The sequence below is a fragment of the Shinella sp. G-2 genome, from assembly GCF_050172695.1.
Taxonomy (GTDB): domain Bacteria; phylum Pseudomonadota; class Alphaproteobacteria; order Rhizobiales; family Rhizobiaceae; genus Shinella.
The window spans coordinates 79,985-99,862 of sequence record NZ_JBBEYH010000018.1 but is presented as its reverse complement, the minus strand read 5'-3'; the positions used below and the strand labels follow the sequence as shown (position 1 = coordinate 99,862).

Sequence of the window (19,878 nt, the reverse complement as noted above, 5' to 3'; positions counted from 1 at the left end):
AGACCTGGACGGCGCGGGCCATGCCGCCGACTTCGTCGCGGCGTTCGGTTTCGGCGACGGTGATGTCGAGATTACCGTTGGCGAGCGTGGTCATGGTGCCGGCCAGCGTGTTGAGCGGACGGGCAATCCAGGCGCGGACCGCGAAGAAGCCGGCGATGAGAACCACGGCAAGGCCGATGACCACCGCGAGGATCGTCGTCAGAATGGTGCTTCTGGTGGTCTCCTGAAGCGCGGCATGGCGGGTTTCGGCCGACGCGGTGATCTTGCCGATCTCGTCGGTGATCTCGGCAATGACGGCGGTGAAGGCCGGGCGGCAGGTTGCCGCGAACTCGCCCTGCGTACGGTCGACGTCGGCCTCGCCAAGGGCTGCGCTGGCGGCCTCGATCAGCGAACCGCACTTGCCGTTGAGCGCGTCGAGCGCCGTCGTCTTGATGGACTTGATGCGCGTGTTTTCCGGCGCGGCGGCGCTGGCGCTGTCCATCTGCTTGGTGAAGAAGCCTTCCGACAGGCGCATGTCCGCGACCGCCGCCTTCTTGGCGTCCGCATCGCGCGACAGCAGGATGTCCGCGATGGCCGAACGCGCGGAGACGAGGCTGCGGCTGGCGCGGGCGAGCATCAGCGTCGCGGTGGAATCCTGCTCCATGAGGTCCGAGTAGGACGCGTCGATGAAGGCGGTGCGCGAGGTGCTGTAGGCGGTCACGCCGGCCACGAACAGGCCGAAGGCAAAGAGGATGACGAGGAACTTGCCGATAACGGGGATATTGCGCATGGCGGGGGGGCCTATCCAGGAAAAACTACCCCGGTGGATAGGCCGATATCGTTAGATTTCGTTTAAGTTTGCACCGTGTTTATCCGTAATTTGACGAATGTCAGATACTGACGTTACGGCAGTCCTGGCCAGTTTTGGGCCAATGGCGGACCGGGCAGGGCGAGAAGGTCGATGGCGCGGGCGGCAAGGTGGTCGACGATGGCCTCCACGCTTGCGGGACGCTGGTGGAAGGCGGGCACCGGCGGCATGACGATGGCGCCGATTTCCGTGACCGCGCACATGGCGCGCAGGTGCCCGAGATGCAGCGGCGTTTCGCGGGCGAGCAGCACCAGGCGCCGCCGCTCCTTCAACTGTACGTCCGCCGCCCGCGTCAGGAGGGTATCGGCGCGGCCGGTCGCGATGGCCGACAGGGTCTGCATGGAACAGGGCGCGACGATCATGCCGCTGACGGGAAAGGCGCCGCTGGCGATGGTCGCGCCGATATCGCCTACCGGATGATGCCGATGGACGCTGGCGCCAAGATCGTCCAGTGCCTGCGGCCCGCATTCCAGCGCAAGTGTGCGCCGCGCCGCATCGGAGACGACGAGATGGATTTCGATGTCGCCGAGCGCCGCGAGCCTTTCCACGACGCGCACGCCGAGCACCGCGCCCGACGCACCGGAAATCCCGACGATGACCCGAATGCCGCTCATGCCGGCGACGCCCCAAGGCCGAGCGAGGCCCAGAGTCCGTCGACGCGCGCGACGACATCGGGCGTCATGGCCAGCACCCGGCCCCATTCCCGCTCGGTCTCCGTGCCGATCTTGCTGGTGGCATCGAGGCCCAGCTTGCCGCCGAGGCCGGATTTCGGCGAAGCGAAATCGAGATAGTCGATGGGCGTGTTTTCGACGACCATCAGGTCGCGGCTGGCGTCGAAGCGGGTGGAGAGCGCCCAGATCACATCCGGCCAGTTGCGGATGTCGATGTCGCCGTCCACCGCGATGATCAGCTTGGTGTAGCTGAATTGCGCCAGCATGGACCAGAGGCCCATCATTACCCGCCGGGCCTGCCCGGGATAACGCTTGTCGATGGCAACGACCATGGCCCTGTAGGAGCAGGCTTCGGGCGGCAGCCAGAGGTCGCGGATTTCAGGAAACTGCCGTTTCACCAGCGGCACGAAAAGATCGTTCATCGCCTCCCCGAGGCGCGACGGTTCGTCCGGCGGGCGGCCGGTATAGGTGGACAGATACAGCGGGGTCCGCCGCTTGGTGATCGCCGAAAGCGTCATGACGGGGAAGGGCTCGACCGAATTGTAGTAGCCGGTATGATCGCCATAGGGACCTTCCTCGGCGGTCTCGCTGGCCGAGACGGTGCCTTCGAGCACGATTTCCGCGCTGGCCGGGATGGGCAGGGGAACGGTGAGGCCGGTTGCCGCGCGCTGCCGCCGTCCGGCGAGCACGCCGGCGAAAGCAAGTTCGCTCATGCCGTCGGGCAGCGGCATGACGGCGGACAGGATCGTCGCCGGATCCGCGCCGATGACGACCGCGACCGGCATGTCCCGGCCCTGCGCCTGCCAGAGCCGATGATGGCGGGCCCCGCCGCGATGCGCCAGCCAGCGCAGGATCAGCCGGTTCCGCCCCAGTTTCTGCATGCGGTAGATGCCGACATTGACGTCGGCGGGATCGTCCGGCGCGCGGGTGATGACCAGCGGCCAACTGACGAGCGGGGCGGGCTCGCCCGGCCAGCAGGTCTGGATCGGCAGACGGTCGAGATCGGCCTCCGCACCGCGCCAGACGATCCGGTGGCAGGGTGGCTCGGCGACGGTGCGCGGGTTCATCGCCAGCGCCGCCCTCAGATGCGGCAGCTTGCGCCAGGCTTCGCCAAGGCCGCGCGGCGGCTTGGGATCGCGCAATTCGGCAAGGAAGGCGGCAAGGCGCGACAGGCCGCCGGTCTCGAGGCCGAGGCCCCACTCGATCCGCTCGCGGGTGCCGAAGAGATTGGCAAGCAGGGGGATAGGCTGGATGCGGCCTTCCGCATCCACCGGCCGCTCGAAGAGCAGCGCGGGACCGTCCTCCGCCAGCACGCGCCGATGGATCTCCGTGATGTCGTGCACCAGCGAGACGGGTTCATGAATGCGTTTCAGCCGGGCGCGCCGCTCCAGCAGGGCAACGAAATCCTGAAGGCTGTCGAAATGGCGCGGAAGGGGGACATCGGCTTTCATGCCGCCTCCTTGCCGGGGAAAAACGTGGCGGTCTTTGTGCTGGCGCAAATTCTTGCGGCGCGCGCCTGCCTAGGGTCCGTCCATCTTTTCCCCGGGGCCTTCCGCATGCCATCCCTTCCGCCGCTCCTTGCAAAACCCGTCGACCTCGCGCCGCTCTGGCTGGTGGAGCGGCTGGCGCGGCTGATCCTCTCCAGCGTGCTGAAGGCGCATCCCGATCTCTTCGAACGGCTCGGCGACTACAGGCAGACACGCTACCGCTTCTCGCCGGCGGACCTGCCGCTGCACTTCATCGTCGTGCCGGAAACGCGCCAGCTTACCGTTTCGCGTGGACACCCGCCCGTTGCCGACGCCGCGATGACCGGGCCGCTCGTGCTGCTGCTCGGTCTTCTGGAAGGGCGGTGCGATGCGGATGCGCTGTTCTTTTCGCGCGACCTCTCCGTCACCGGCGACATGGAGGCCATGCTGGCCTTGCGCAATGCGCTTGACGACAGCGCCATCGATCTGCCGTCGACGCTCGGCACGCTGGCCGGGCCGTTCTCGGCGCTGGTGGCGGGCGCGGCGCGTTCCATCCGCAGCCGGGCGCTTGCAGAAAGGCATGCGACATGGAACTGATCTGCCCCGCCGGCACGCCCGCCGCCTTCCGCGAGGCGGTGGAAGCCGGCGCCGACGCCGTCTATTGCGGCTTCCGTGACGAGACGAACGCCAGAAACTTCCCCGGCCTCAATTTCAGCCGCGAGGAGATGCGCCAGTCCATCGCCTTCGCCCGTGCCCGGAACGTGCAGACCTTCGTGGCGCTCAACACCTTCATGCGGGCGGGCGCGGAGGCGCTGTGGTATTCGGCTGCCGACGATGCGGCGGGCATGGGCGCGGATGCCCTGATCCTCGCCGATTTCGGCCTGATGGCCTATGTGGCGGAAAGACATCCGCTCCAGCGTCTGCACGTCTCCGTCCAGGCTTCCGCCTCCAACCCGGATGCCATCCGCTTCCTCGTCGAGGCCTTTGGGGCGAAACGCGTCGTGCTGCCGCGCGTGCTGACCGTGCAGGACATCGCCCGGCTGACGCGGCAGATCGACTGCGAGGTCGAGGTCTTCGCCTTCGGCGGGCTCTGCGTCATGGCGGAGGGGCGCTGCTCGCTTTCCTCCTATGCCACCGGCAAGTCGCCCAACATGAACGGCGTCTGCTCGCCGGCAAGCCATGTGCGCTACCGGCAGGAGGGGGAAAACCTCGTTTCCGAACTTGGCGCCTATACGATCAACCGTTTCGGGCCCGGCGAGGCTTCCGGTTATCCCACGCTCTGCAAGGGCCGGTTCGAGGTGGGCGGCGCGGAAGGTTATGCCTTCGAGGATCCGGTCTCGCTCGACGTGGTCGAGCAGATCGACGCGCTGCGGGAGGCCGGCGTCTCGGCGCTCAAGATCGAGGGGCGCCAGCGCGGCAAGGCCTATGTGGCCGAGGTGGTGTCCTCGCTGAAGCGGGCGCTCGACGCGCCGCCGAAGGAGCGAACGGCGCTTCTTGCCCGGCTGCGGGCAATGAGCGAGGGCCAGCGCACCACCGCCGGCGCCTATGACAAACGCTGGCGATAGGAGACGCGGCATGCAAACCAGGATACCGGCTCTCAGCCTCGGCCCGGTCTACTTCCTCTGGGATGGACCGAAATGGCGGGACTTCTATTTCCGCATCGCCGACGAGGCGTCGATCGACCATGTCACGCTCGGCGAGACGGTCTGTTCCAAGCGCCAGCATTTCAGCGAACCGCATATCGGCGAGGTGGTCGAACGGCTCGAGGCGGCGGGAAAGCGCGTGACGCTTTCCACGCTCGCCATGGTGACGCTCGAGCGGGAAAGCCGCCATGTCCGCGACCTCATCGCCGCAAGCGAACACCCCGTCGAAGCGAACGATCTTTCCGCGCTCTGGCTTCTCAAGGGGCGGCCGCATTCCATCGGGCCGCTGGTCAATGTCTACAATGCCGCGACGGCCCGGCTGCTGGCGGCGCGGGGGGCGGACAATATCTGCCTGCCGCCGGAACTGCCGGCGGCGTCGATCCTGGAGATGCTGGCGGCGATGCCGGATTTTTCCTTCGAGCTTTTCGCCTTCGGCCGCATGCCGCTCGCCATTTCCGCCCGCTGCGCCCATGCCCGCTCCAAGGGACTGACCAAGGACAATTGCCAGTTCATCTGTGGCGACGACCCGGACGGCCTGCCGCTCGGCACGCTCGACCGGCAATCCTTCCTCGTGCTGAACGGCGTGCAGACGCTGTCCAGCAGTTGCGCCGTGCTGCTGGACGATCTTGCGCCGCTGGTCGCGGCCGGGCTCTCGCGCATCCGTCTCTCCCCGCAGGATTGCGACATGGCTGCGGTGGCGCGTCTCTATCGCGCGCGGCTGGACGGGCGGATCGACGGGGAGGAGGCGCTGGCGGAGCTGGCCCGGATCTATCCGGGCGTGCGTTTCTCCAACGGTTTCCTGCACCAGCAGGAGGGCGCGGCCTGGGTCTCGCGCGGCCGGGCGGCGGCGCTGGGACACGGTTGACCGCCTACTGCCGCCAGAACAGCGGGGTCAGCACCACGAGTACGGTCAGGACCTCGAGACGGCCGAGCAGCATCATGAGGGTCAGGAGATAGAGCGCGGGGTCGGAGATCGTCGAGAAATTGCCGGCCGGACCGACGATGGGGCCAAGGCCCGGGCCGACATTGGAAAGCGCCGTTATGACCGCGGAGGCCGCGGTGAGCAGGTCATAGCCGAGGGCCGTCATCGCCACGCTGCCGCCGGCCCATAGGAGAAGATAGGTTATGAAGAAGAGGATGACGGTGCGCTGCAGTTCGGGATCGACGACCATGCCGCCATAGCGCACGGCGTGGATACCGTTCGGATAGATGAGCTTGTAGAGGCCGGTGCGGATCGAGTTGAAGAGGATGATGAAGCGGTAGGCCTTGATGCCGCCGGCGGTCGAGCCGGAACAGCCGCCCATGAAGGTCATGAAGAAGGCCATCGTCACCACGAACGGCCCCCAGAGCGTATAGTCCTCGCTGGCATAGCCGGTGGTCGACAGGATCGTCGAGACCGTGAAGAAGGAATGGGCGAGGGCCTCATGGAACGGCACGCCGTTCTGGATGCGGTGATAGACGGCGATGGCGAGCGAAAAGGCGGTGAGATAGCCGAGGAAGACCGCGATCTGCGGGTCGCGCAGCGCATCCAGCCGGCCGCGCACCATGAAGACGATGAGGATCGAGAAGGGCAGGCTGCACAGCGTCATGAAGAACGTGCCGGCCCACAGCAACGGCAGGCTGTTGAAATAGGCAAAGGACGTGTCGTGGGTCGAGAATCCGCCGGTCGCCACCGTCGCCATGGCATGGTTGACGGCATCGAAGCGGCTCATGCCGAGCGCTGCGAAGGTGATCGTGCAGGCGATCGTGATCACCACATAGATGAAGATGAAGGCGCGGGTGAAGCTGGCGATGCGGGCGAAGGGCTTGTCGTTGGTGTCGGAGGATTCCATCTTGAAGAAGGACATTCCGCCGACGCGCAGATAGGGCATGACGAAGAGGCCGAGCGCCACGATGCCGATGCCGCCGAGCCAGTGCAGTAGCGAGCGCCACATCAGGATGCCGGGCGGGGCATGATCGAGGCCGGCGATAACCGTCGAGCCGGTCGTGGTGATGGCCGAAACGGACTCGAACAGAGACTTGGCGAAGTTCATCTCCAGCGAGGAGAACAGGAAGGGCACCGCTCCGACCAGCGAAAAGACCGCCCAGAGCAGGTTGACCAAAAGGAAGCCCATCTTCTTGCTGAAGGGTGGCGGCCCGGCGCGCGTCGCCGCCATCGTGAGCAGCGACAGGCCGCCGACGAAGGCGGCCGACAGCGCGAAGACCTTCCAGTCGCGATGGCCGTAATAGAGATCCACGAAAGCCGGGACCAGCATCGCGGCCGACAGATACAGGCCGCAGAGCGCGGAAATATGAAGGGCGGCGCGGTAGATCGTGGGGTTCACGGGGCGTGTCCTGGAAGCCGGCATGGGCCGTTGCGCATGCAATAGCCCTTGCGCCGGCCGACCTCAAGACGCTGCCGGTCGCTCCTCGAAAATCCCGGTGGCTATCCGGCCGGGCCGAGCAGGCGGCGCGCGACATTGGCGAAGAGCGCGACGCCGGTTTCCAGCGAGGCCTCGTCGATATCGAAATCGGCGGCATGGTGCACGGCGGGTATGTCGCTGCCGATGATGCAATAGGCGGCGATGCCGCCGGTCTCGCGCACCTTGCGGATCATCAGGCAAGCGTCGTCGCCGCCGCCGATCGACCATTCCGGCAGGACTTCCGTCACGCCGGAGAGGGTGCTCGCGGCCTCGGCGATGAGGGCGACGGCCTCCGGACTGTTCTCGTTGCCGGGCATATGGCCCTTGCGCACGCGCTCCACCGTGCACTGGTGCATGGCGGCTGCGCCGTCGAGCACGGCGGAGAGGCGTTCGACCATGTAGTCGTGGGCGTCGCCGCTGTTGGCGCGCACCTCCACCAGCATTTCGCAGGTGTCGGCGACGATGTTGAATGCCGTGCCGGCGCGCAGCACGCCGACATTGACGAAGGTTTCTGCGCCGGCAAAGCGCGAGATGCCATGCAGGCCGAGCGCCGCCGCCGCGCCGGCGAGCAGGGCGTTGCGCCCCTCCTGCGGGCCCATCGCCGCATGGGCGACGGCGCCGCGGAAGGTCACCGCGAAGCGGCTGGAGAACAGGAAGCCGGTGGCGCTCGCGGCCACCTTGCCCGAGGGCAGGAAGCAGCCGAGATGGCCGACAAAGAGGTAGTCCACGCCCTCAACCGCGCCGCCCGCCACCATGGGCGCGGCGCCGCGCGCACTTTCTTCCGCCGGCTGGAAGATCAGCCGCACCGTGCCGGAAAGGTTCTTCTCCTGCGCGATCCGGCGGGCGAGCGCCAGGCCGATGCCGACATGGCCGTCATGGCCGCAGGCATGCATGCGACCGTCAAAGCGGGAACGGTAGTCCTCGGCATTCGGCCCGTGGCCGGCTGCGTCCGTCTCGCTGACCGGCAGGGCGTCCATGTCGAAGCGGAAGGCGACGACGGGGCCTTCGCCGAAACGATAGTCGGCGACGATACCGGTCAGGCCATCGGGCATGCGGTCCATCCAGAGGGGATCGCCACCGGCGGCGAGCGCCGCCGTCTTCGCCTCGGCCACCTTTTCCGCCGAGGGCGGGTCGATCACCGTGTCGTAGTCCATGACATCGCGGCCGGTCCGCACGGCAAAGCCGAGGCTGTCGAGCAGAGCGGCGATGCGCGAGGCGGTGCGATATTCCAGGAACGCCGTTTCCGGATAGCGATGCAGGTCGCGGCGCACGACCACGGCGGGGGCGTTGCTGGCGGCGATCATCTCGGCAAGGGTGGTCATGGGCAGTCTCCGGTCAGGCAATCAGTTAGCCGCATCAGCCGCGGCTGGCGAGCGAAACGCCGATGGTGGCGACGGAAAGGCCGGCAACCTGCATGAGGGTCAGGCTTTCGCCGAAGCCGATCCAGGCCATCAGCGCCGAAACGCCGGGCACAAGAAAGAACAGCGAGGACACTTTCGACAGCGCACCCGCGCGGATCATGTGCAGGAGCAGCAGGATCGCGCCGATGGACATGCCGAAGACCGCCCAGGCAAGGCCGACCCACAGCGGCACGGCCGATGTGTCGAAGACCGGGCCGCCGACGAAGGGCACGACGAGCGCCGTCGGCACCAGCGCGCCGATATACTGCGCGGCGGTGTTGGTGAGCGGGTCGGCGGCAATCGGGCTGCGCTTCACATAGATCGAGCCGAGGGTGATGGCGAGCACGCCCGCAAGGCAGACGAAGAGCGGAAAGAACGGAATGCCGCCGGCATCCGTCGCGCCGAGCTTCGGCGCGAGCGTGACCAGCGTGCCGAGCGCGCCGACGAGGATGCCGATGGCGCCCTTGCGCGACATGTGTTCGCCGAGCAGCCTGGGCGCGAGCAGCGTGACGAGCAGCGGCTGCATGCCGGCCATCAGGGCGGAAATCGCCGTAGGCAGGCCGTTCGCCACCGACCAGAAGACGCCGCCGAGATAGACGCCGTGGATGAGGAAGCCGGTCAGGAGCGCCTGCTGCCATTCCCGCCCGGACCGCGGCCATGCCGCGCCTTTCCAGAGTGCGATGGCCGCGAGCGCCACGAGGGCGAGCGAGAAGCGCACGGCAAGAAAGGTAAGGGGTTCGGCATGGGGCGCCACCAGGCGCGCCAGCGCAAAGCCACTCGACCAGAGCGGCACGAAGACCATCGGCAGCAGGAGGCCGGCGCGGCTGGGCGTGGCTGCGGCGGGCATGCTCACGAGGCGGTCCTCACGCTGAGGATCGGCGATTCCAGGAGCCTGCCGGTCGTGCCGTCGGCAATGCCAAGGTCGGTCTGGTGCGGGCCGGCATTGCAGGCGAGCGTCGCGCCGAACACGGCCTTGAACACCAGATAGGGCGGCTGCCAGTCGACGATGCGGTCCGCGGCCGCGCGCACGGCGGCGAAGGCACCGGCGACCTCTTCCAGCGGGGCATCCGAAACGAGGCCGGAGAGCCGCAGTTCCAGCAAGGCGAGCACCTTGCCCTCCGCGGCGACGGCCATGCCGCCGCCGGCCGCGATCACCGCGTTGGCGGCCGCGGCCATGTCGCGCGCATTGCCGCCGAAGACGGTGAGGTTGTGGCTGTCATGCGAGACGGTGGTGGCGAGCGCGCCACGCCAATGGCCCCAGCCGGAAAGGAAGCCGACGCGCGGGCGGCTGTCGGCCCGGCCGTGCCGGTGCGCGACGGCGATCAGTGTGGTGCCTTCGGGCGGCACGACGAAGCCGTGCTCGACCGTCGCCACGGCTTCGGCCCATTCGGTGAAGCGCGGCTTGGCGATGAGGGCGAGGGTGGCGTCCGTACCCTCGCAGGGAACGCGGAAGTCGTTCTCGCCGAGCGGGGCAAGGTGCATGGAGGCACGCAGCGGCGCGGCATCGATCTCCCGGGCCGGCTCGGTGAGGGCGCCGTCGCGCGCAACGATGCGGCCGCTTGCCAGCACCAGGTTCGCGCGGAAATCGACGAGGTCGCCGAACAGCACGATATCGGCCCGGCGGCCGGGGGCGAGGAGGCCAAGGTCGTCGCGGCCGATGCGGCGGGCGGCGTTGAGGGTGGCGGCCTGCAAGGCCCGTTCGGGCGCGAGGCCATAGCGCACGACGCGGCGCACCACGTCGTCGAGGCCGCCGGCGACGAAGAGATCGTCCGGGAAAACGTCGTCGGTGCAGAGCGTCAGCGTCTGCGGCAACTGGGGCAGGCCGTTCAGCGCGGCCACGCATTCCGGCAGGAGGTGGTCGTGCGAACCGCGCAGCTCGATGGTGAGGCCGGCGCGCAGTTTCTGCAGCAGGTCCGCGCCGGAGACGATCTCGTGGTCGGAACTGACGCCCGCCGCGACGAAAGCCTGCAGGTCGCCGCCGGCGAGGCTGCGGGCATGGCCGTGGATGGGTTTTCCGGCGGCGCGGCCGGCGGCGAGGATGGCGCTCATGCGCGGCCGGTCCTCGATGACGGCGCGCATGTCCATCACCTCCGCGATGCCGCCGATTTCCGGGCGGGCGAGCAGGGCGGCGATGGTCTCGCCGGGGAAGTCCGCGCCGGCCAATTCCAGCCCCGGTGCGGAGGGCACGCAGGACGGGGCGAGCACCACATGGCGTTGCGCCAGCGGGCGCGTCGCGGCGATCGCCCAGTCGACGCCGCCGACACCGTGCACATTGCCGAGTTCGTGCGGGTCCCAGACGAGGGTCGTCACGCCGCGCGGCAGGGTGGCGGCCTCATAGGCGGCGGGCGTGATCATCGAGCTTTCGACATGCATATGCGTGTCGATGAGGCCAGGCGAGAGGAAGAGGCCGCAGGCGTCGATGGTCTCGGCGGCATCCTGCCGTTCCCCGGGCGCGTGCACGCTTGATATCAGCGGGCCGACAAGGCCGATGTCGGCGGCGCGGCGTTCGCCGGTCGCCATGTCGATCAGCGTTCCGCCGCGAATGAGGATGTCGAAGGCGTTGTCGCCGCGCGCGGCGGCAACGGCGCGGCTGCGCAGGGTCCGGTCGTCGAGATCGCGGGGTTCGTTCACAGCCGGGCCTCCGCGGCTAGCGCGCCGAGGATGAGCTCGCGCGCGGCGGTGACGTCGATATCGGCAGCGAAGGCGGCGTTGCGTTCTGCGGCACGCAGGTCCACAACCGTCCGGCCGCGCGTCAGCATGCCTGCAAGCTCCACGTCGATGCGGGCCTCGGTGAAGGTGACGGCCTCGGGGCGCACGAAGGCGACAGCGGCGGAGGGGTCGTAGACCGCCATGCCGGGCCGGCCACGGCTGGTGCCGATGGAGATGTAGCCTGCGAGGAGATCGGCCAACAGGTCCGCGTTCTTCCCGCCCGCGGCGCGGATCGGCTCCACGTCGGCGGGGTAGGCGATGACCTTGCGGCAGAGATCGAGATCGACCATGCGCAACGGCAGGCCATGGGCAAGCACGATGGCCAGCGCCTCCGGGTCGGCGAAGGCGTTGAACTCGGCCGAGGCGGTGTGGTTGCCAGCTGTCAATCCGCCGCCCATCCAGGTGAGGTCGCCGATCTTGCCGGCAAGATCCGGCCGGGCGAGCGCCAGCGCGGCGATGTTGGTGAGCGGGCCGAGGGCAAGGATGCGGCGTGGCCCATCCGCCATCTCCAGCCAGTGGCAGAGGGCGGTGAAGGCATCGCTTTCCGGCAGCAGGGGCGCCGGCGGCAGGCTGCGGCCGGCGGTCAGCATGCCGGCCTCGCTGAGAATGCTTTCCGCCGTTTCGAGGCGGCCGAGCACCGGCAGCGCGCGACCGTCATGGATGGGGAAGGTCCAGCCGAAGGTCGCGGCGGCCGAAGCGGCGTTCTGCCGGACGCGGGCAAAGCCGGAATTGCCGAAGACCAGCGAAATGCCGTCGATGGGCTCGGGCCCACGCGCCGCCACGAGAATGGCGGCGATGTCGTCGAAGCCCATATCGGTGTCGATCCACACACCCATGCCGGTCACGCGAAGCGCTGGAGGGGGGCGGCCGCCTTCAGCGGCAGGTCGAACGCGAGATCCGTGCCCAGTTCGTGCACCGGCAGGGCGGCGGAAACCTCCGCCGTGATCGGACCGAGCGGCGTGTCGAGCAGGTATTCGCGCAGGTTGCCCGTGAAGGACACGCTCTTGACCTTGCCCATGAACGGACCGGCACCCAGCGCGACACCCGAGGGACGCCAGGCAAAGCCCGCGGCATTCGTCGGCAGGGTTTCGGAAAGCGCCACCGCGCCGGCGGGCGTCGCCAGCTTGCCGTCCTTCAGCGCGAAGACGTTCTCGAAGCCGACGAAATCGGCGACGAAGGCGGAGACGGGGTTGTTGTAGATCTCCTCCGGCGTGCCGACCTGTTCGATGAGGCCGTCGCGCATCACGACGATCCGGTCGGCAAGCGACAGCGCCTCGGCCTGGTCGTGCGTGACGAAGATCATGGTGACGCCGGTTTCCTTCTGCACGCGCTGAAGTTCCGCGCGCATTTCGACGCGCAGGCGCGCATCGAGGTTGGAAAGCGGTTCGTCGAGCAGCAGCACCTTCGGTTCCATCACCATGGAGCGGGCGAGCGCCACGCGCTGCTGCTGGCCGCCGGAAAGTTCCGCCGGCTTGCGGCCGGAGAGCGCGGCAAGGCCGACCGACTTGATGCCGGCGGTGACGCGCGCCTCGATATCGGCCTCCGCCATGCGCTTGAGGCGCAGGCCAAAGGCGACGTTCTCGAAGACCGTCAGGTGCGGGAAGAGCGCGTAGGACTGGAAGACGAGACCGACATTGCGCTTGTTGGCCGAGACGCGGGTGATGTCCACGCCGTCGAGCGTGATGCTGCCGGAGGTCGGTGTCAGAAGACCCGCGATGGAGCGCATGGTCGTCGTCTTGCCGCAGCCGGACGGACCGAGAAAGGCGACGAGCTCGCCCTTCCTGATCGCGAGGTTGAATTTGTCGACGGCGACCGAGTTGCCATAGGACAGCGTCAGGTTATCGAGGGTGAGAAAGGCGCGATCAGACATAGCGGGAGAATCCAAGGAAGCGTTCTGCGAGGAAGACGATGCCGATCGACATCAGGGCGAGAAGGGCCGACAACGCAGCGACGGAGGGATCGTAGGTGGTTTCCATGTAGGAGAGCATGTCGATGGGCAGCGTGCGCACGCCCGGGCCGGACAGGAACAGGGAGACCGGCACCTGGTTGAAGCTCGTCACGAAGCCGAGGATGAAGGCGGCGAGAATGCCCGAATGGATGTTCGGCAGCACCACCTTGAAGAAGGCGCCAAGCCGGGTCGCCCCGAGCAGCACCGCCGCTTCCTCCATGTCGGAACGCAGGTTGTTGAAGGAGGAGGAGACGACGCGCACCGTGTAGGGCAGCACGAGCGCGGTGTGCGCCAGGAACAGCGCAAGGCCGATCGAGAAGCTGAAGGGCACGACGAGATAGCGCAGGAGCGCGAGGCCGACGATGATGCCCGGCACGATGATCGGCAGCGTGACGATGGTGTTGACCACCTCGCCGAACGGCAGCTTGTAGCGCGACAGCGCATAGGCTGCGGGCACGCCGAGCAGGAGCGCCACGAAGGTGCCGCCGACGGCGAGGATCATCGACATGATGAAACTGTCGCGGAAGCTCTCGACGGTGAAGACCTTCAGGATCCAGCGCAGCGACAGGCCCTGCGGCGGGAAGGCGAGCGTATCGCCGGCCGAAAGCGATGCCGCGACGATGATGAGGAACGGGCCGATCAGGAAGATCAGCAGCGCCGTCAGGATGGTGGTGGAAAGGGTGCGGTTCATCGCTTGTTCCTCGCGGTCGCAAGACGCTTCAGAAGAAGGTTCGCGGCAAAACACATGGCGATCAGGATGAAGGCGATCACGCTCGCCGAGACGAAATCGTTGGCGACGGTGACGCGCTGGAAGAGCAGGGTCTCCAGCATCAGCACCTTCGAACCGCCGAGGATGGCCGGGGTGATATAGGCGGTGAGCGAGCCGGTGAAGACCAGCGTGCCGCCGACGACGAGGCCTTCGCGGGTGAGCGGCAGGATGACCTTCCAGAACACCTGGAACCAGTTGGCCCCGAGCACGCGCGCGGCGAGGATCGCATCCTTCGGCATGTTTTCCAGCGCGCTGATCAGCGAGAGGATCATCAGCGGCAGGAAGAGCTGCAGGAGGCCGATGAACACGGCGGTCTCGGTGAAGAGCAGGCGGATCGGCTCGTCGCTGAGCCCGACGGCCTGCAGCGCCTGGTTGACGATGCCGGTACGGCCGAGGATGACGATCCAGGCATAGGTGCGCGCCACCGGCGAGATCATCAGCGGCAGCGAGATGAGGCCGATCATGCGGCCCTTGCCGGACGGGCTGAGATTGACGATGGCGAAGGCTGCGGCATAGCCGATGACCGCCGAAACCAGCGTCACCGCGAGGCCGAGCTTGAAGGTGCGCACCAGAACCAGCCGGTTGAGCGGTTCGGAGAAGAAACTGGTATAGGCCGAGAAGGTCCAGCCCGCCGGGCTGTGGAAGCCTTCGGCCAGCACGATGACGACGGGCACCAGGAAGATGACGGTCGCGAAGACGGCGGCCGGCAAAGCCAGCGCCAGGGCTTCAGCGCGATTTTGAAACATGCTGTGCTCCTACCGAAAGAGGGCAGCGTTCAGGGTTGACGGGGGCGCGCTGCCGCGCCCGCCGCCTTCTGTTCGAAAAGGGAGGGAGCCGGACGCGTCTTACTGCGCGACCGAGGTGTTCCATTCGGCAAGCCACTTCTCGCGGTAGTCGAGCGTGGTGGCGGCCGGCATGAAGGTCAGCTTGTTGGCGACGTCGGCGCCGTAGGTCAGCTTTTCCGCGATCTCGGGGGCGAGAACGACCTCCTTGTTGGCGGGGCTGTCGATCAGCATTTCGGCGATCTTGGTCTGCATGGGCGTGGAGAGCCAGAAGTCCATGAACTTCAGCGCGAGGTCCTGGTTCTTGGAGCCCTTGACGAGCACCATGGCGTTCATGTCGCCGGTGTCGCCTTCCTTGGTGGTGGCCCAGCCGACCGGCAGGTCGAGCTTGGCGATGCCGGCCCAGGAGAAGTGACCCATCGGGGCGGCCCAGATTTCTTCCTGCTGCATCAGCTGCACGAGCTGCGAGCTCTTGACGTAGAAGGTGACGAATTCGTCGCGCTTCTCGCCGACGGCAGCGATGGCGTCCTTCAGGTCGGGGGTATCCTTGCCGAGTGCCTTGCCGATCATCGACAGGACAGGGCCACCCTGGTTGGTGGTGATGTTCGGCAGGGCGACGTGGCCGGCATACTCGTCCTTCAGGAGATCGGCCCAGGACTCGATCTTCATCTTGTCCGTGCGGTAGGCGATGCCGGTCTTGTAGAAGGTATAGCCGACGCTCATGCCGTCGCCGTTCGGGTCCTTGGCGAAGTCGTAGAGCTTGGCGTAATTGGTGAGCTTGGAATTGTCGACCTTCTCCGTCAGGCCCTTGCGGGCGGCGGCCAGCGCATCGGCGAGCGAGAAGACGGCCATGTCGATGACCGGCGCATCCTTGTTGGCCTCGAGCTTGGCGAGGCGCTCGATGCTGTTGCCGGTCTCCACCACGAGCTTGCAGCCGCATTCGGCTTCGAAGGGCTTGTAGAGCGCTTCGTTGAATTCGTCCTGGGCGAAGGCGTAGACGGAAATGGTCAGCGTCTGCTCCTGGGCGGACGCGAGCGTGCCGCCTACGAGCCAGAACACACTGGCGGCAAGAAGCTTCTTATGCATGTTTGGTCTCCTCCTGAGAAAGGCCGGCCGCTGGCTGCTCTTTCGGAGCGGGGCCACTGGAACGGCGGATGACAAGCTCCATCGGCACGGCGGCCTTGCGAGCGGTGACGGGCGGGCTCGGCGTGTCGTCCGAGGCTTCGCGGGACTGGATGGCTTCGACCAGCGCGTCGAGCGCCAGCGTGGCGATTTCCGGCATGTTCATCTTCACGGTCGTCAGTGGCGGCGAGATGAAGGACGACCATTGCAGATTGTCGAAGCCGGTGATGCTGGCCTCCGCCGGAATGGCGATGCCGGCGGACTGAAGTTCCGTAAGGGCGCGCAGCGCATGGGGGTCGGACACGCAGGCGAAGGCCGAAAAGCCCCGGCTGCGCCAGTCCGCGAGGCCGAGCGCGCAGCCCTTGCCGTGCCTTGCCTCGATCTCGACGATCCAGACGGTCTCCGTTTCGACGTCGCTGAGTTCGGCGCGCATGCCGTTGATGCGGGTGTTCTGCACATTGGAACTGGGGTCGTCACCGACCAGCAGGATCTTCCCGTGGCCGAGCGCGGCGAGGTGTCGGGCAACCTGGCGGCCGCCCTCGAAGTGATCGGCCGAAACCGTGTTGCGCGGCGTCTTCGGCGTGTCGATGATGGCGATGGGGCAGGCGGTTTCCGGCACCGTGGTGCCGCGGCGGGGAACGATGACGATGCCGTCGACGCCGCGCTCGATGAGCTGGAAGATCGCCTTGTCCTGCGCGGCGATCTCGTCGCGAGAGTTGGCGATCAGCACGCCGTAGCCGGCATTGGTCGCCACGCGCTCGATTTCCTGCGCGATCTCCGGATAGAGCGGATTGCCGATGTCGGGCAGCACGAGGCCGAGAACGCCGCTGCGGCCGGTGCGAAGCGCCCGGCCGGCCTGGCTCGGCACATAGCCCATGCTGCTGGCGGCATCGCGGATGCGCGCGGCCAGTTCCGGCGACAGGCGCCCCTTGCCCGACAATGCATTCGACACCGTCGCGATCGACACCCCGAGGTGTCGCGCCAGTTCCGAAAGGTTCGGTCGCGAAGGCTTCACAGTGTTTTCCGCCGTGATTAAACGTTTAATCAACGCTACCACAAAAACGCGATCTGTCAATTGTTTATTCTTCGCTTATACGCGGCACCCGCCGCAGGCTGGGGAAAAGCGGTTTGTCCGCCGCCGCGGCCGTGTTAGGGAGCCGGCATCTGAAGGAAGGATGACGCGCGATGCCGTTTGCGGACTATGCCGATTATGTTGCGGAGTTGAGGACGCTGTTTGCGGAGCTGGATCGCGACGCCGACCGCTTCCAGACCTTCGACGTGCGCCTGGAACTGGCCGCGGCGGGCAGCCTCGTCGTCTACGAGACAAAGCGGCGCAAGGGCCAGACCGACAGCCTCTATTACGGCCGCGCCGCCGAGAACGGCGCCAATCGGCAGCTCTCGCAGGCCACCGCCTTTACCGCCATCGACCGCTTCCTCGCCCTTGGCGCTTTCGTCGCCCTTACCGGCGAGGGGGACCATGCGCTGGATGCACAATATCCCCACTGCGCCGTCAATTTCAGCTACCGCAAGAAGGGCCAGCCCGCCGCGCGCAGCATGCTGATGGTCTTCGTCGGCTTCAACGACGCGGCCGATGCCGCGTCCTACGTCGCGAGCGCCGATGCTGCGGCACTTGTCACCGGCCGGCCCTATCGCACGGCCAAGGCCTACGAGTGGAAATAGCGCCGGCCGGGCGGCCTCAGGGCGTCAAGCTATAGGTCAGGTAGGCCGATCCCGTCTTTCCACCGCGCCTGGCGAAGGTAGCGTTCATGCCGCTGTTCCCGCCCCATGTCAGCGAGGAGACTTCGCGGTAGCCTTGCGGGGCAAGGGCTGCGAGCGCCGCGTCGACCAGCCTCGACCCGATGCCGCGGTTCCGGTATTCCGGCGAGACGAGGACGAGTTCGATATTGGGCGCGGCATCGTCGCCACCCCGTCGCACCGTCTGGATGAGGCCGACGGGATGTCCGTCGTCGAGCGCGAAGAACGAGGCGTCCGGCATCACATCGCTGTCCTGCAGTTCGCCCAGGGAAAATTCCTCGGGAATGTCGCCGACATCGGAGGATGTCGGCACGTCGGGATAGGCGCTCCTGTAGAGATGGCAGACCGAAGCGAGGCGGGCGAGCGATGGTGCGCCGAAGAAATCGCGAAAGGACTGGATCCCTTCGGCGGCGGCAGGGCCACCGGCGCTTGGAACGGGTATCGTCACCGCGTTTTCCGTGAAGCACAGTGCAAAGCCTGCGGCCTCTAGCGCCATTCTGGTATGCCGGTCCTCTTCCTCCACCTCGGTGAAGAGGGAAACCCTGTCATCCATACGCGCTTCCGCGACGATGGATTCGAGCAGGAAGCCGATATCGCCGACAGCGTCAGGCGCGTGCAGCAGGAAGAATCGGCAGGACGGCGCCATGGAAAGGCCGTTCATCCCGAGCGTATAGCCGATCCTGCGCCCGCCGCGATCGAAGGCGGCGATCGTCGCTTTGCCGCCCGGCAGCAGGGTTCGCGCCACGCGCCGCAGGATGTAGTCCGCACTTGCAGGCGGAATGTCCATCTCCGTCAGGAGCGTCTTCATTGCAGGCTTCAGCCGCAGGATGTTGGAGCCGTCCAGACGGTACAGCATGTCTCTTCCTGTCCGCGCGTCATGGCGCATCGCGTTCGCTTATTCTTGCAGGCGGGTCGTCCAGAAGAGCCACGCCCGACACGCGTCTCATTTCTTTTTCTTGAAGATCAGCTTCACCACGTGATCGCCGTTGCGCTTCTTCTTGCGTTTCGTGCGTACCAGCAGGCCTGGCCCGAGCGTCGCTTCGGCATCCGCGAAGGCGCGGCGAACCTCGGCAAGGGCACGGAGATAGTCCGTATTGTCCCGCTTCGGCGCGTCGATGGCCGCCATCATGAGGGCTGTGGTGGCCTTGCTGTCCTCGTCCAATGCGCTCGCTCCTTGTTTCGGGGCCGTCGGCGGCTTCGTTGCAGGCGCGTCGGGCCGGCGTCAAGGGCCGGCATCGAGGGCATGAAAAGCCCGTCGCACTTTGTCTGGAATTGCTCTAGGTTAATTTTAGCGCCTTCGCGCGCAAGGATGCCGGCATTCGGGAGGTGTGGATGGATGATGGCCGCATGTCGGCGCGGGGATCCGCGCAAGCCGGGATCGTCGCCTCCAGCGTCTATATGGCGGGCCGGCGCGTCGCGGATATCCCCATCGAGGAGGCCGGCGCCTGGGCGGGCAAGGAAGGCCATGTGGTGTGGATCGGCCTTCTGGAGCCGAGCCGCGACCTTCTTCTGCGCGTGCAGGCGCAGTTCAACCTGCACGATCTCGCCATCGAGGATGCCGAACATCCGCACCAGCGCCCCAAGCTGGAGCAATATGGCGATGCGCTGTTCATCGTGGCGCGCACGGCGCAACTCATCGAGCGCCGCGTCACCTTCGGCGAAACGCATCTCTTCGTCGGCAAGGGCTATATCGTCAGCGTGCGGCACGGCCCGTCGACCTCCTATGCCACGGTCCGTCAGCATTGGGAGACCTGTCCGCATTCGCTGGCCAAGGGCGAGGATTTCGTGCTCTACGCCATCCTCGATTTCATCGTCGACAACTACATGCCCGTGCTGGAGCAACTGGAATACGAGGTCGAGGAGATCGAGGACAAGGTGCTCGTCAAGCCGATGACGGCGAGCGATATCGAGCGGCTCTACATGATGCGCCGCGACCTTCTGCGCCTGCGCAATGCCGCGCTGCCGCTGGTCGAGGTCTGCCGGCGGTTGACGAGCGCCGACCTCTCGCAGATCCAGCTGGCCATGCATCCGCTGTTCCGCGACGTGACGGACCATATCCGAACGGTGCAGGAAAAGATCGACAGTTTGCGGGAGGTGCTGGCCTTCGCCTTCGAGGCGAGCCTGCTGGTCGGCCAGAGCCAGGAAACCGCGATCTCCAAGAAGCTTGCGTCCTGGGCGGCCATTCTTGCCGTGCCAACGGCGCTCGCCGGCATCTACGGCATGAATTTCAGCGACATGCCGGAACTGCGCATGGCCTACGGCTACCCGATCGTGCTGACGGCGATCGCCGCGACCTGCACCTTCCTCTACTGGCGGTTCCGCAAGAACGGCTGGCTATAGCCGCCGTTCTGAAAAGGCACTGTC

General features: G+C 66.8%; 20 protein-coding genes. 5 read left to right on the top strand and 15 right to left on the bottom strand.

Annotation, left to right across the window (positions count from 1 at the left end; translation table 11 throughout):
- The 3 genes from V8U06_RS21595 to V8U06_RS21585 all read right to left on the bottom strand — a co-directional run.
- The coding region (locus V8U06_RS21595) for a HAMP domain-containing protein (RefSeq protein WP_427142448.1) at positions 1-769 on the bottom strand (769 nt) is incomplete at its 3' end.
- Between the two features lie 113 nt (positions 770-882).
- The gene (locus V8U06_RS21590; protein WP_427142447.1) at positions 883-1,461 is read right to left on the bottom strand and encodes a UbiX family flavin prenyltransferase; all 579 of its coding nucleotides are present in this window, start codon (positions 1,459-1,461) and stop codon (positions 883-885) included.
- Positions 1,458-2,969: a UbiD family decarboxylase gene (locus V8U06_RS21585; protein ID WP_427142446.1), complete on the bottom strand. Its 1,512-nt coding sequence runs from the start codon at positions 2,967-2,969 to the stop codon at positions 1,458-1,460. Before V8U06_RS21585 ends, V8U06_RS21590 begins: the two co-directional genes overlap by 4 nt.
- A gap of 105 nt (positions 2,970-3,074) precedes the next feature.
- On the opposite strand from V8U06_RS21585, the gene ubiT reads away from it, so the two are divergent.
- Genes ubiT through ubiV form a run of 3 tightly spaced genes read left to right on the top strand, consistent with a single transcriptional unit; the run spans position 3,075 to position 5,492 of the window.
- On the top strand, positions 3,075-3,581 hold the full coding sequence (ubiT, locus tag V8U06_RS21580; RefSeq protein ID WP_427142445.1) for a ubiquinone anaerobic biosynthesis accessory factor UbiT: 507 nt from the start codon (positions 3,075-3,077) through the stop codon (positions 3,579-3,581).
- Complete coding sequence (gene ubiU / locus V8U06_RS21575) at positions 3,572-4,549, top strand: ubiquinone anaerobic biosynthesis protein UbiU (protein WP_427142444.1); 978 nt, start codon at positions 3,572-3,574, stop codon at positions 4,547-4,549. The genes ubiT and ubiU overlap by 10 nt, the downstream gene beginning before the upstream one ends.
- 10 nt (positions 4,550-4,559) lie before the next feature.
- Positions 4,560-5,492, top strand: a complete 933-nt coding sequence (gene ubiV, locus V8U06_RS21570) for a ubiquinone anaerobic biosynthesis protein UbiV (protein ID WP_427142443.1) — start codon at positions 4,560-4,562, stop codon at positions 5,490-5,492.
- Positions 5,493-5,496: 4 nt separating this feature from the next.
- Here the strand turns inward: ubiV and V8U06_RS21565 are convergent, their stop codons facing one another.
- From V8U06_RS21565 to V8U06_RS21520, 10 genes are all read right to left on the bottom strand, one after another.
- Complete coding sequence (locus tag V8U06_RS21565) at positions 5,497-6,882, bottom strand: TrkH family potassium uptake protein (RefSeq protein WP_371826713.1); 1,386 nt, start codon at positions 6,880-6,882, stop codon at positions 5,497-5,499.
- Positions 6,883-7,052: 170 nt separating this feature from the next.
- The gene (locus tag V8U06_RS21560; protein ID WP_427142442.1) at positions 7,053-8,351 is read right to left on the bottom strand and encodes an amidohydrolase; all 1,299 of its coding nucleotides are present in this window, start codon (positions 8,349-8,351) and stop codon (positions 7,053-7,055) included.
- A 34-nt stretch (positions 8,352-8,385) separates the two neighbouring features.
- On the bottom strand, positions 8,386-9,276 hold the full coding sequence (locus tag V8U06_RS21555; RefSeq protein WP_427142455.1) for a DMT family transporter: 891 nt from the start codon (positions 9,274-9,276) through the stop codon (positions 8,386-8,388).
- A gap of 2 nt (positions 9,277-9,278) precedes the next feature.
- Positions 9,279-11,060, bottom strand: coding sequence for an adenine deaminase (locus tag V8U06_RS21550; RefSeq protein WP_427142441.1), 1,782 nt, complete (start codon positions 11,058-11,060; stop codon positions 9,279-9,281).
- Positions 11,057-11,974 (bottom strand): nucleoside hydrolase, encoded by a 918-nt coding sequence (locus V8U06_RS21545; protein ID WP_427142440.1) that lies wholly within the window; start codon positions 11,972-11,974, stop codon positions 11,057-11,059. The genes V8U06_RS21550 and V8U06_RS21545 overlap by 4 nt, the downstream gene beginning before the upstream one ends.
- A gap of 5 nt (positions 11,975-11,979) precedes the next feature.
- Positions 11,980-13,008 carry an ABC transporter ATP-binding protein gene (locus V8U06_RS21540; protein WP_427142439.1) on the bottom strand — a complete coding sequence of 343 codons (1,029 nt, stop codon included), beginning with the start codon at positions 13,006-13,008 and terminating at the stop codon, positions 11,980-11,982.
- Complete coding sequence (locus V8U06_RS21535; RefSeq protein WP_427142438.1) at positions 13,001-13,777, bottom strand: ABC transporter permease; 777 nt, start codon at positions 13,775-13,777, stop codon at positions 13,001-13,003. Before V8U06_RS21535 ends, V8U06_RS21540 begins: the two co-directional genes overlap by 8 nt.
- A complete protein-coding gene (locus V8U06_RS21530; RefSeq protein ID WP_226923089.1) occupies positions 13,774-14,601 on the bottom strand; it encodes an ABC transporter permease in 828 nt (275 codons plus the stop codon). The genes V8U06_RS21535 and V8U06_RS21530 overlap by 4 nt, the downstream gene beginning before the upstream one ends.
- A 99-nt stretch (positions 14,602-14,700) precedes the next feature.
- A complete protein-coding gene (locus tag V8U06_RS21525; RefSeq protein ID WP_226923088.1) occupies positions 14,701-15,723 on the bottom strand; it encodes an ABC transporter substrate-binding protein in 1,023 nt (340 codons plus the stop codon).
- Positions 15,716-16,774 (bottom strand): LacI family DNA-binding transcriptional regulator, encoded by a 1,059-nt coding sequence (locus V8U06_RS21520; RefSeq protein ID WP_427142437.1) that lies wholly within the window; start codon positions 16,772-16,774, stop codon positions 15,716-15,718. Before V8U06_RS21520 ends, V8U06_RS21525 begins: the two co-directional genes overlap by 8 nt.
- Before the next feature lie 170 nt (positions 16,775-16,944).
- On the opposite strand from V8U06_RS21520, the gene V8U06_RS21515 reads away from it, so the two are divergent.
- A complete protein-coding gene (locus tag V8U06_RS21515) occupies positions 16,945-17,439 on the top strand; it encodes a hypothetical protein (RefSeq protein WP_427142436.1) in 495 nt (164 codons plus the stop codon).
- A gap of 16 nt (positions 17,440-17,455) precedes the next feature.
- On the opposite strand, the gene V8U06_RS21510 is transcribed toward V8U06_RS21515, so the two are convergent.
- Both V8U06_RS21510 and V8U06_RS21505 read right to left on the bottom strand, forming a co-directional pair.
- On the bottom strand, positions 17,456-18,370 hold the full coding sequence (locus V8U06_RS21510) for a GNAT family N-acetyltransferase (RefSeq protein ID WP_427142435.1): 915 nt from the start codon (positions 18,368-18,370) through the stop codon (positions 17,456-17,458).
- 87 nt (positions 18,371-18,457) lie between these two features.
- On the bottom strand, positions 18,458-18,676 hold the full coding sequence (locus V8U06_RS21505) for a hypothetical protein (RefSeq protein ID WP_226923084.1): 219 nt from the start codon (positions 18,674-18,676) through the stop codon (positions 18,458-18,460).
- A gap of 185 nt (positions 18,677-18,861) precedes the next feature.
- Here V8U06_RS21505 and V8U06_RS21500 point away from each other — a divergent pair, with 185 nt between their 5' ends.
- Positions 18,862-19,854 carry a magnesium and cobalt transport protein CorA gene (locus V8U06_RS21500; RefSeq protein ID WP_371826712.1) on the top strand — a complete coding sequence of 331 codons (993 nt, stop codon included), beginning with the start codon at positions 18,862-18,864 and terminating at the stop codon, positions 19,852-19,854.
- Positions 19,855-19,878 lie beyond the last annotated feature (24 nt).

What these genes read in the sequence shown, in the direction of transcription:
- ubiT (WP_427142445.1), top strand. Translation starts at nt 3,075, where the DNA reads ATGCCATCCCTTCCGCCGCTCCTTGCAAAACCCGTCGACCTCGCGCCG.
- V8U06_RS21535 (WP_427142438.1), bottom strand. Translation starts at nt 13,777, where the DNA reads ATGAACCGCACCCTTTCCACCACCATCCTGACGGCGCTGCTGATCTTC.
- V8U06_RS21585 (WP_427142446.1), bottom strand. Translation starts at nt 2,969, where the DNA reads ATGAAAGCCGATGTCCCCCTTCCGCGCCATTTCGACAGCCTTCAGGAT.
- V8U06_RS21555 (WP_427142455.1), bottom strand. Translation starts at nt 9,276, where the DNA reads ATGCCCGCCGCAGCCACGCCCAGCCGCGCCGGCCTCCTGCTGCCGATG.
- ubiU (WP_427142444.1), top strand. Translation starts at nt 3,572, where the DNA reads ATGGAACTGATCTGCCCCGCCGGCACGCCCGCCGCCTTCCGCGAGGCG.
- V8U06_RS21545 (WP_427142440.1), bottom strand. Translation starts at nt 11,974, where the DNA reads ATGGGTGTGTGGATCGACACCGATATGGGCTTCGACGACATCGCCGCC.
- V8U06_RS21590 (WP_427142447.1), bottom strand. Translation starts at nt 1,461, where the DNA reads ATGAGCGGCATTCGGGTCATCGTCGGGATTTCCGGTGCGTCGGGCGCG.
- V8U06_RS21565 (WP_371826713.1), bottom strand. Translation starts at nt 6,882, where the DNA reads ATGCTGGTCCCGGCTTTCGTGGATCTCTATTACGGCCATCGCGACTGG.
- V8U06_RS21540 (WP_427142439.1), bottom strand. Translation starts at nt 13,008, where the DNA reads ATGTCTGATCGCGCCTTTCTCACCCTCGATAACCTGACGCTGTCCTAT.
- V8U06_RS21525 (WP_226923088.1), bottom strand. Translation starts at nt 15,723, where the DNA reads ATGCATAAGAAGCTTCTTGCCGCCAGTGTGTTCTGGCTCGTAGGCGGC.
- V8U06_RS21510 (WP_427142435.1), bottom strand. Translation starts at nt 18,370, where the DNA reads ATGCTGTACCGTCTGGACGGCTCCAACATCCTGCGGCTGAAGCCTGCA.
- V8U06_RS21530 (WP_226923089.1), bottom strand. Translation starts at nt 14,601, where the DNA reads ATGTTTCAAAATCGCGCTGAAGCCCTGGCGCTGGCTTTGCCGGCCGCC.
- ubiV (WP_427142443.1), top strand. Translation starts at nt 4,560, where the DNA reads ATGCAAACCAGGATACCGGCTCTCAGCCTCGGCCCGGTCTACTTCCTC.
- V8U06_RS21500 (WP_371826712.1), top strand. Translation starts at nt 18,862, where the DNA reads ATGTCGGCGCGGGGATCCGCGCAAGCCGGGATCGTCGCCTCCAGCGTC.
- V8U06_RS21515 (WP_427142436.1), top strand. Translation starts at nt 16,945, where the DNA reads ATGCCGTTTGCGGACTATGCCGATTATGTTGCGGAGTTGAGGACGCTG.
- V8U06_RS21560 (WP_427142442.1), bottom strand. Translation starts at nt 8,351, where the DNA reads ATGACCACCCTTGCCGAGATGATCGCCGCCAGCAACGCCCCCGCCGTG.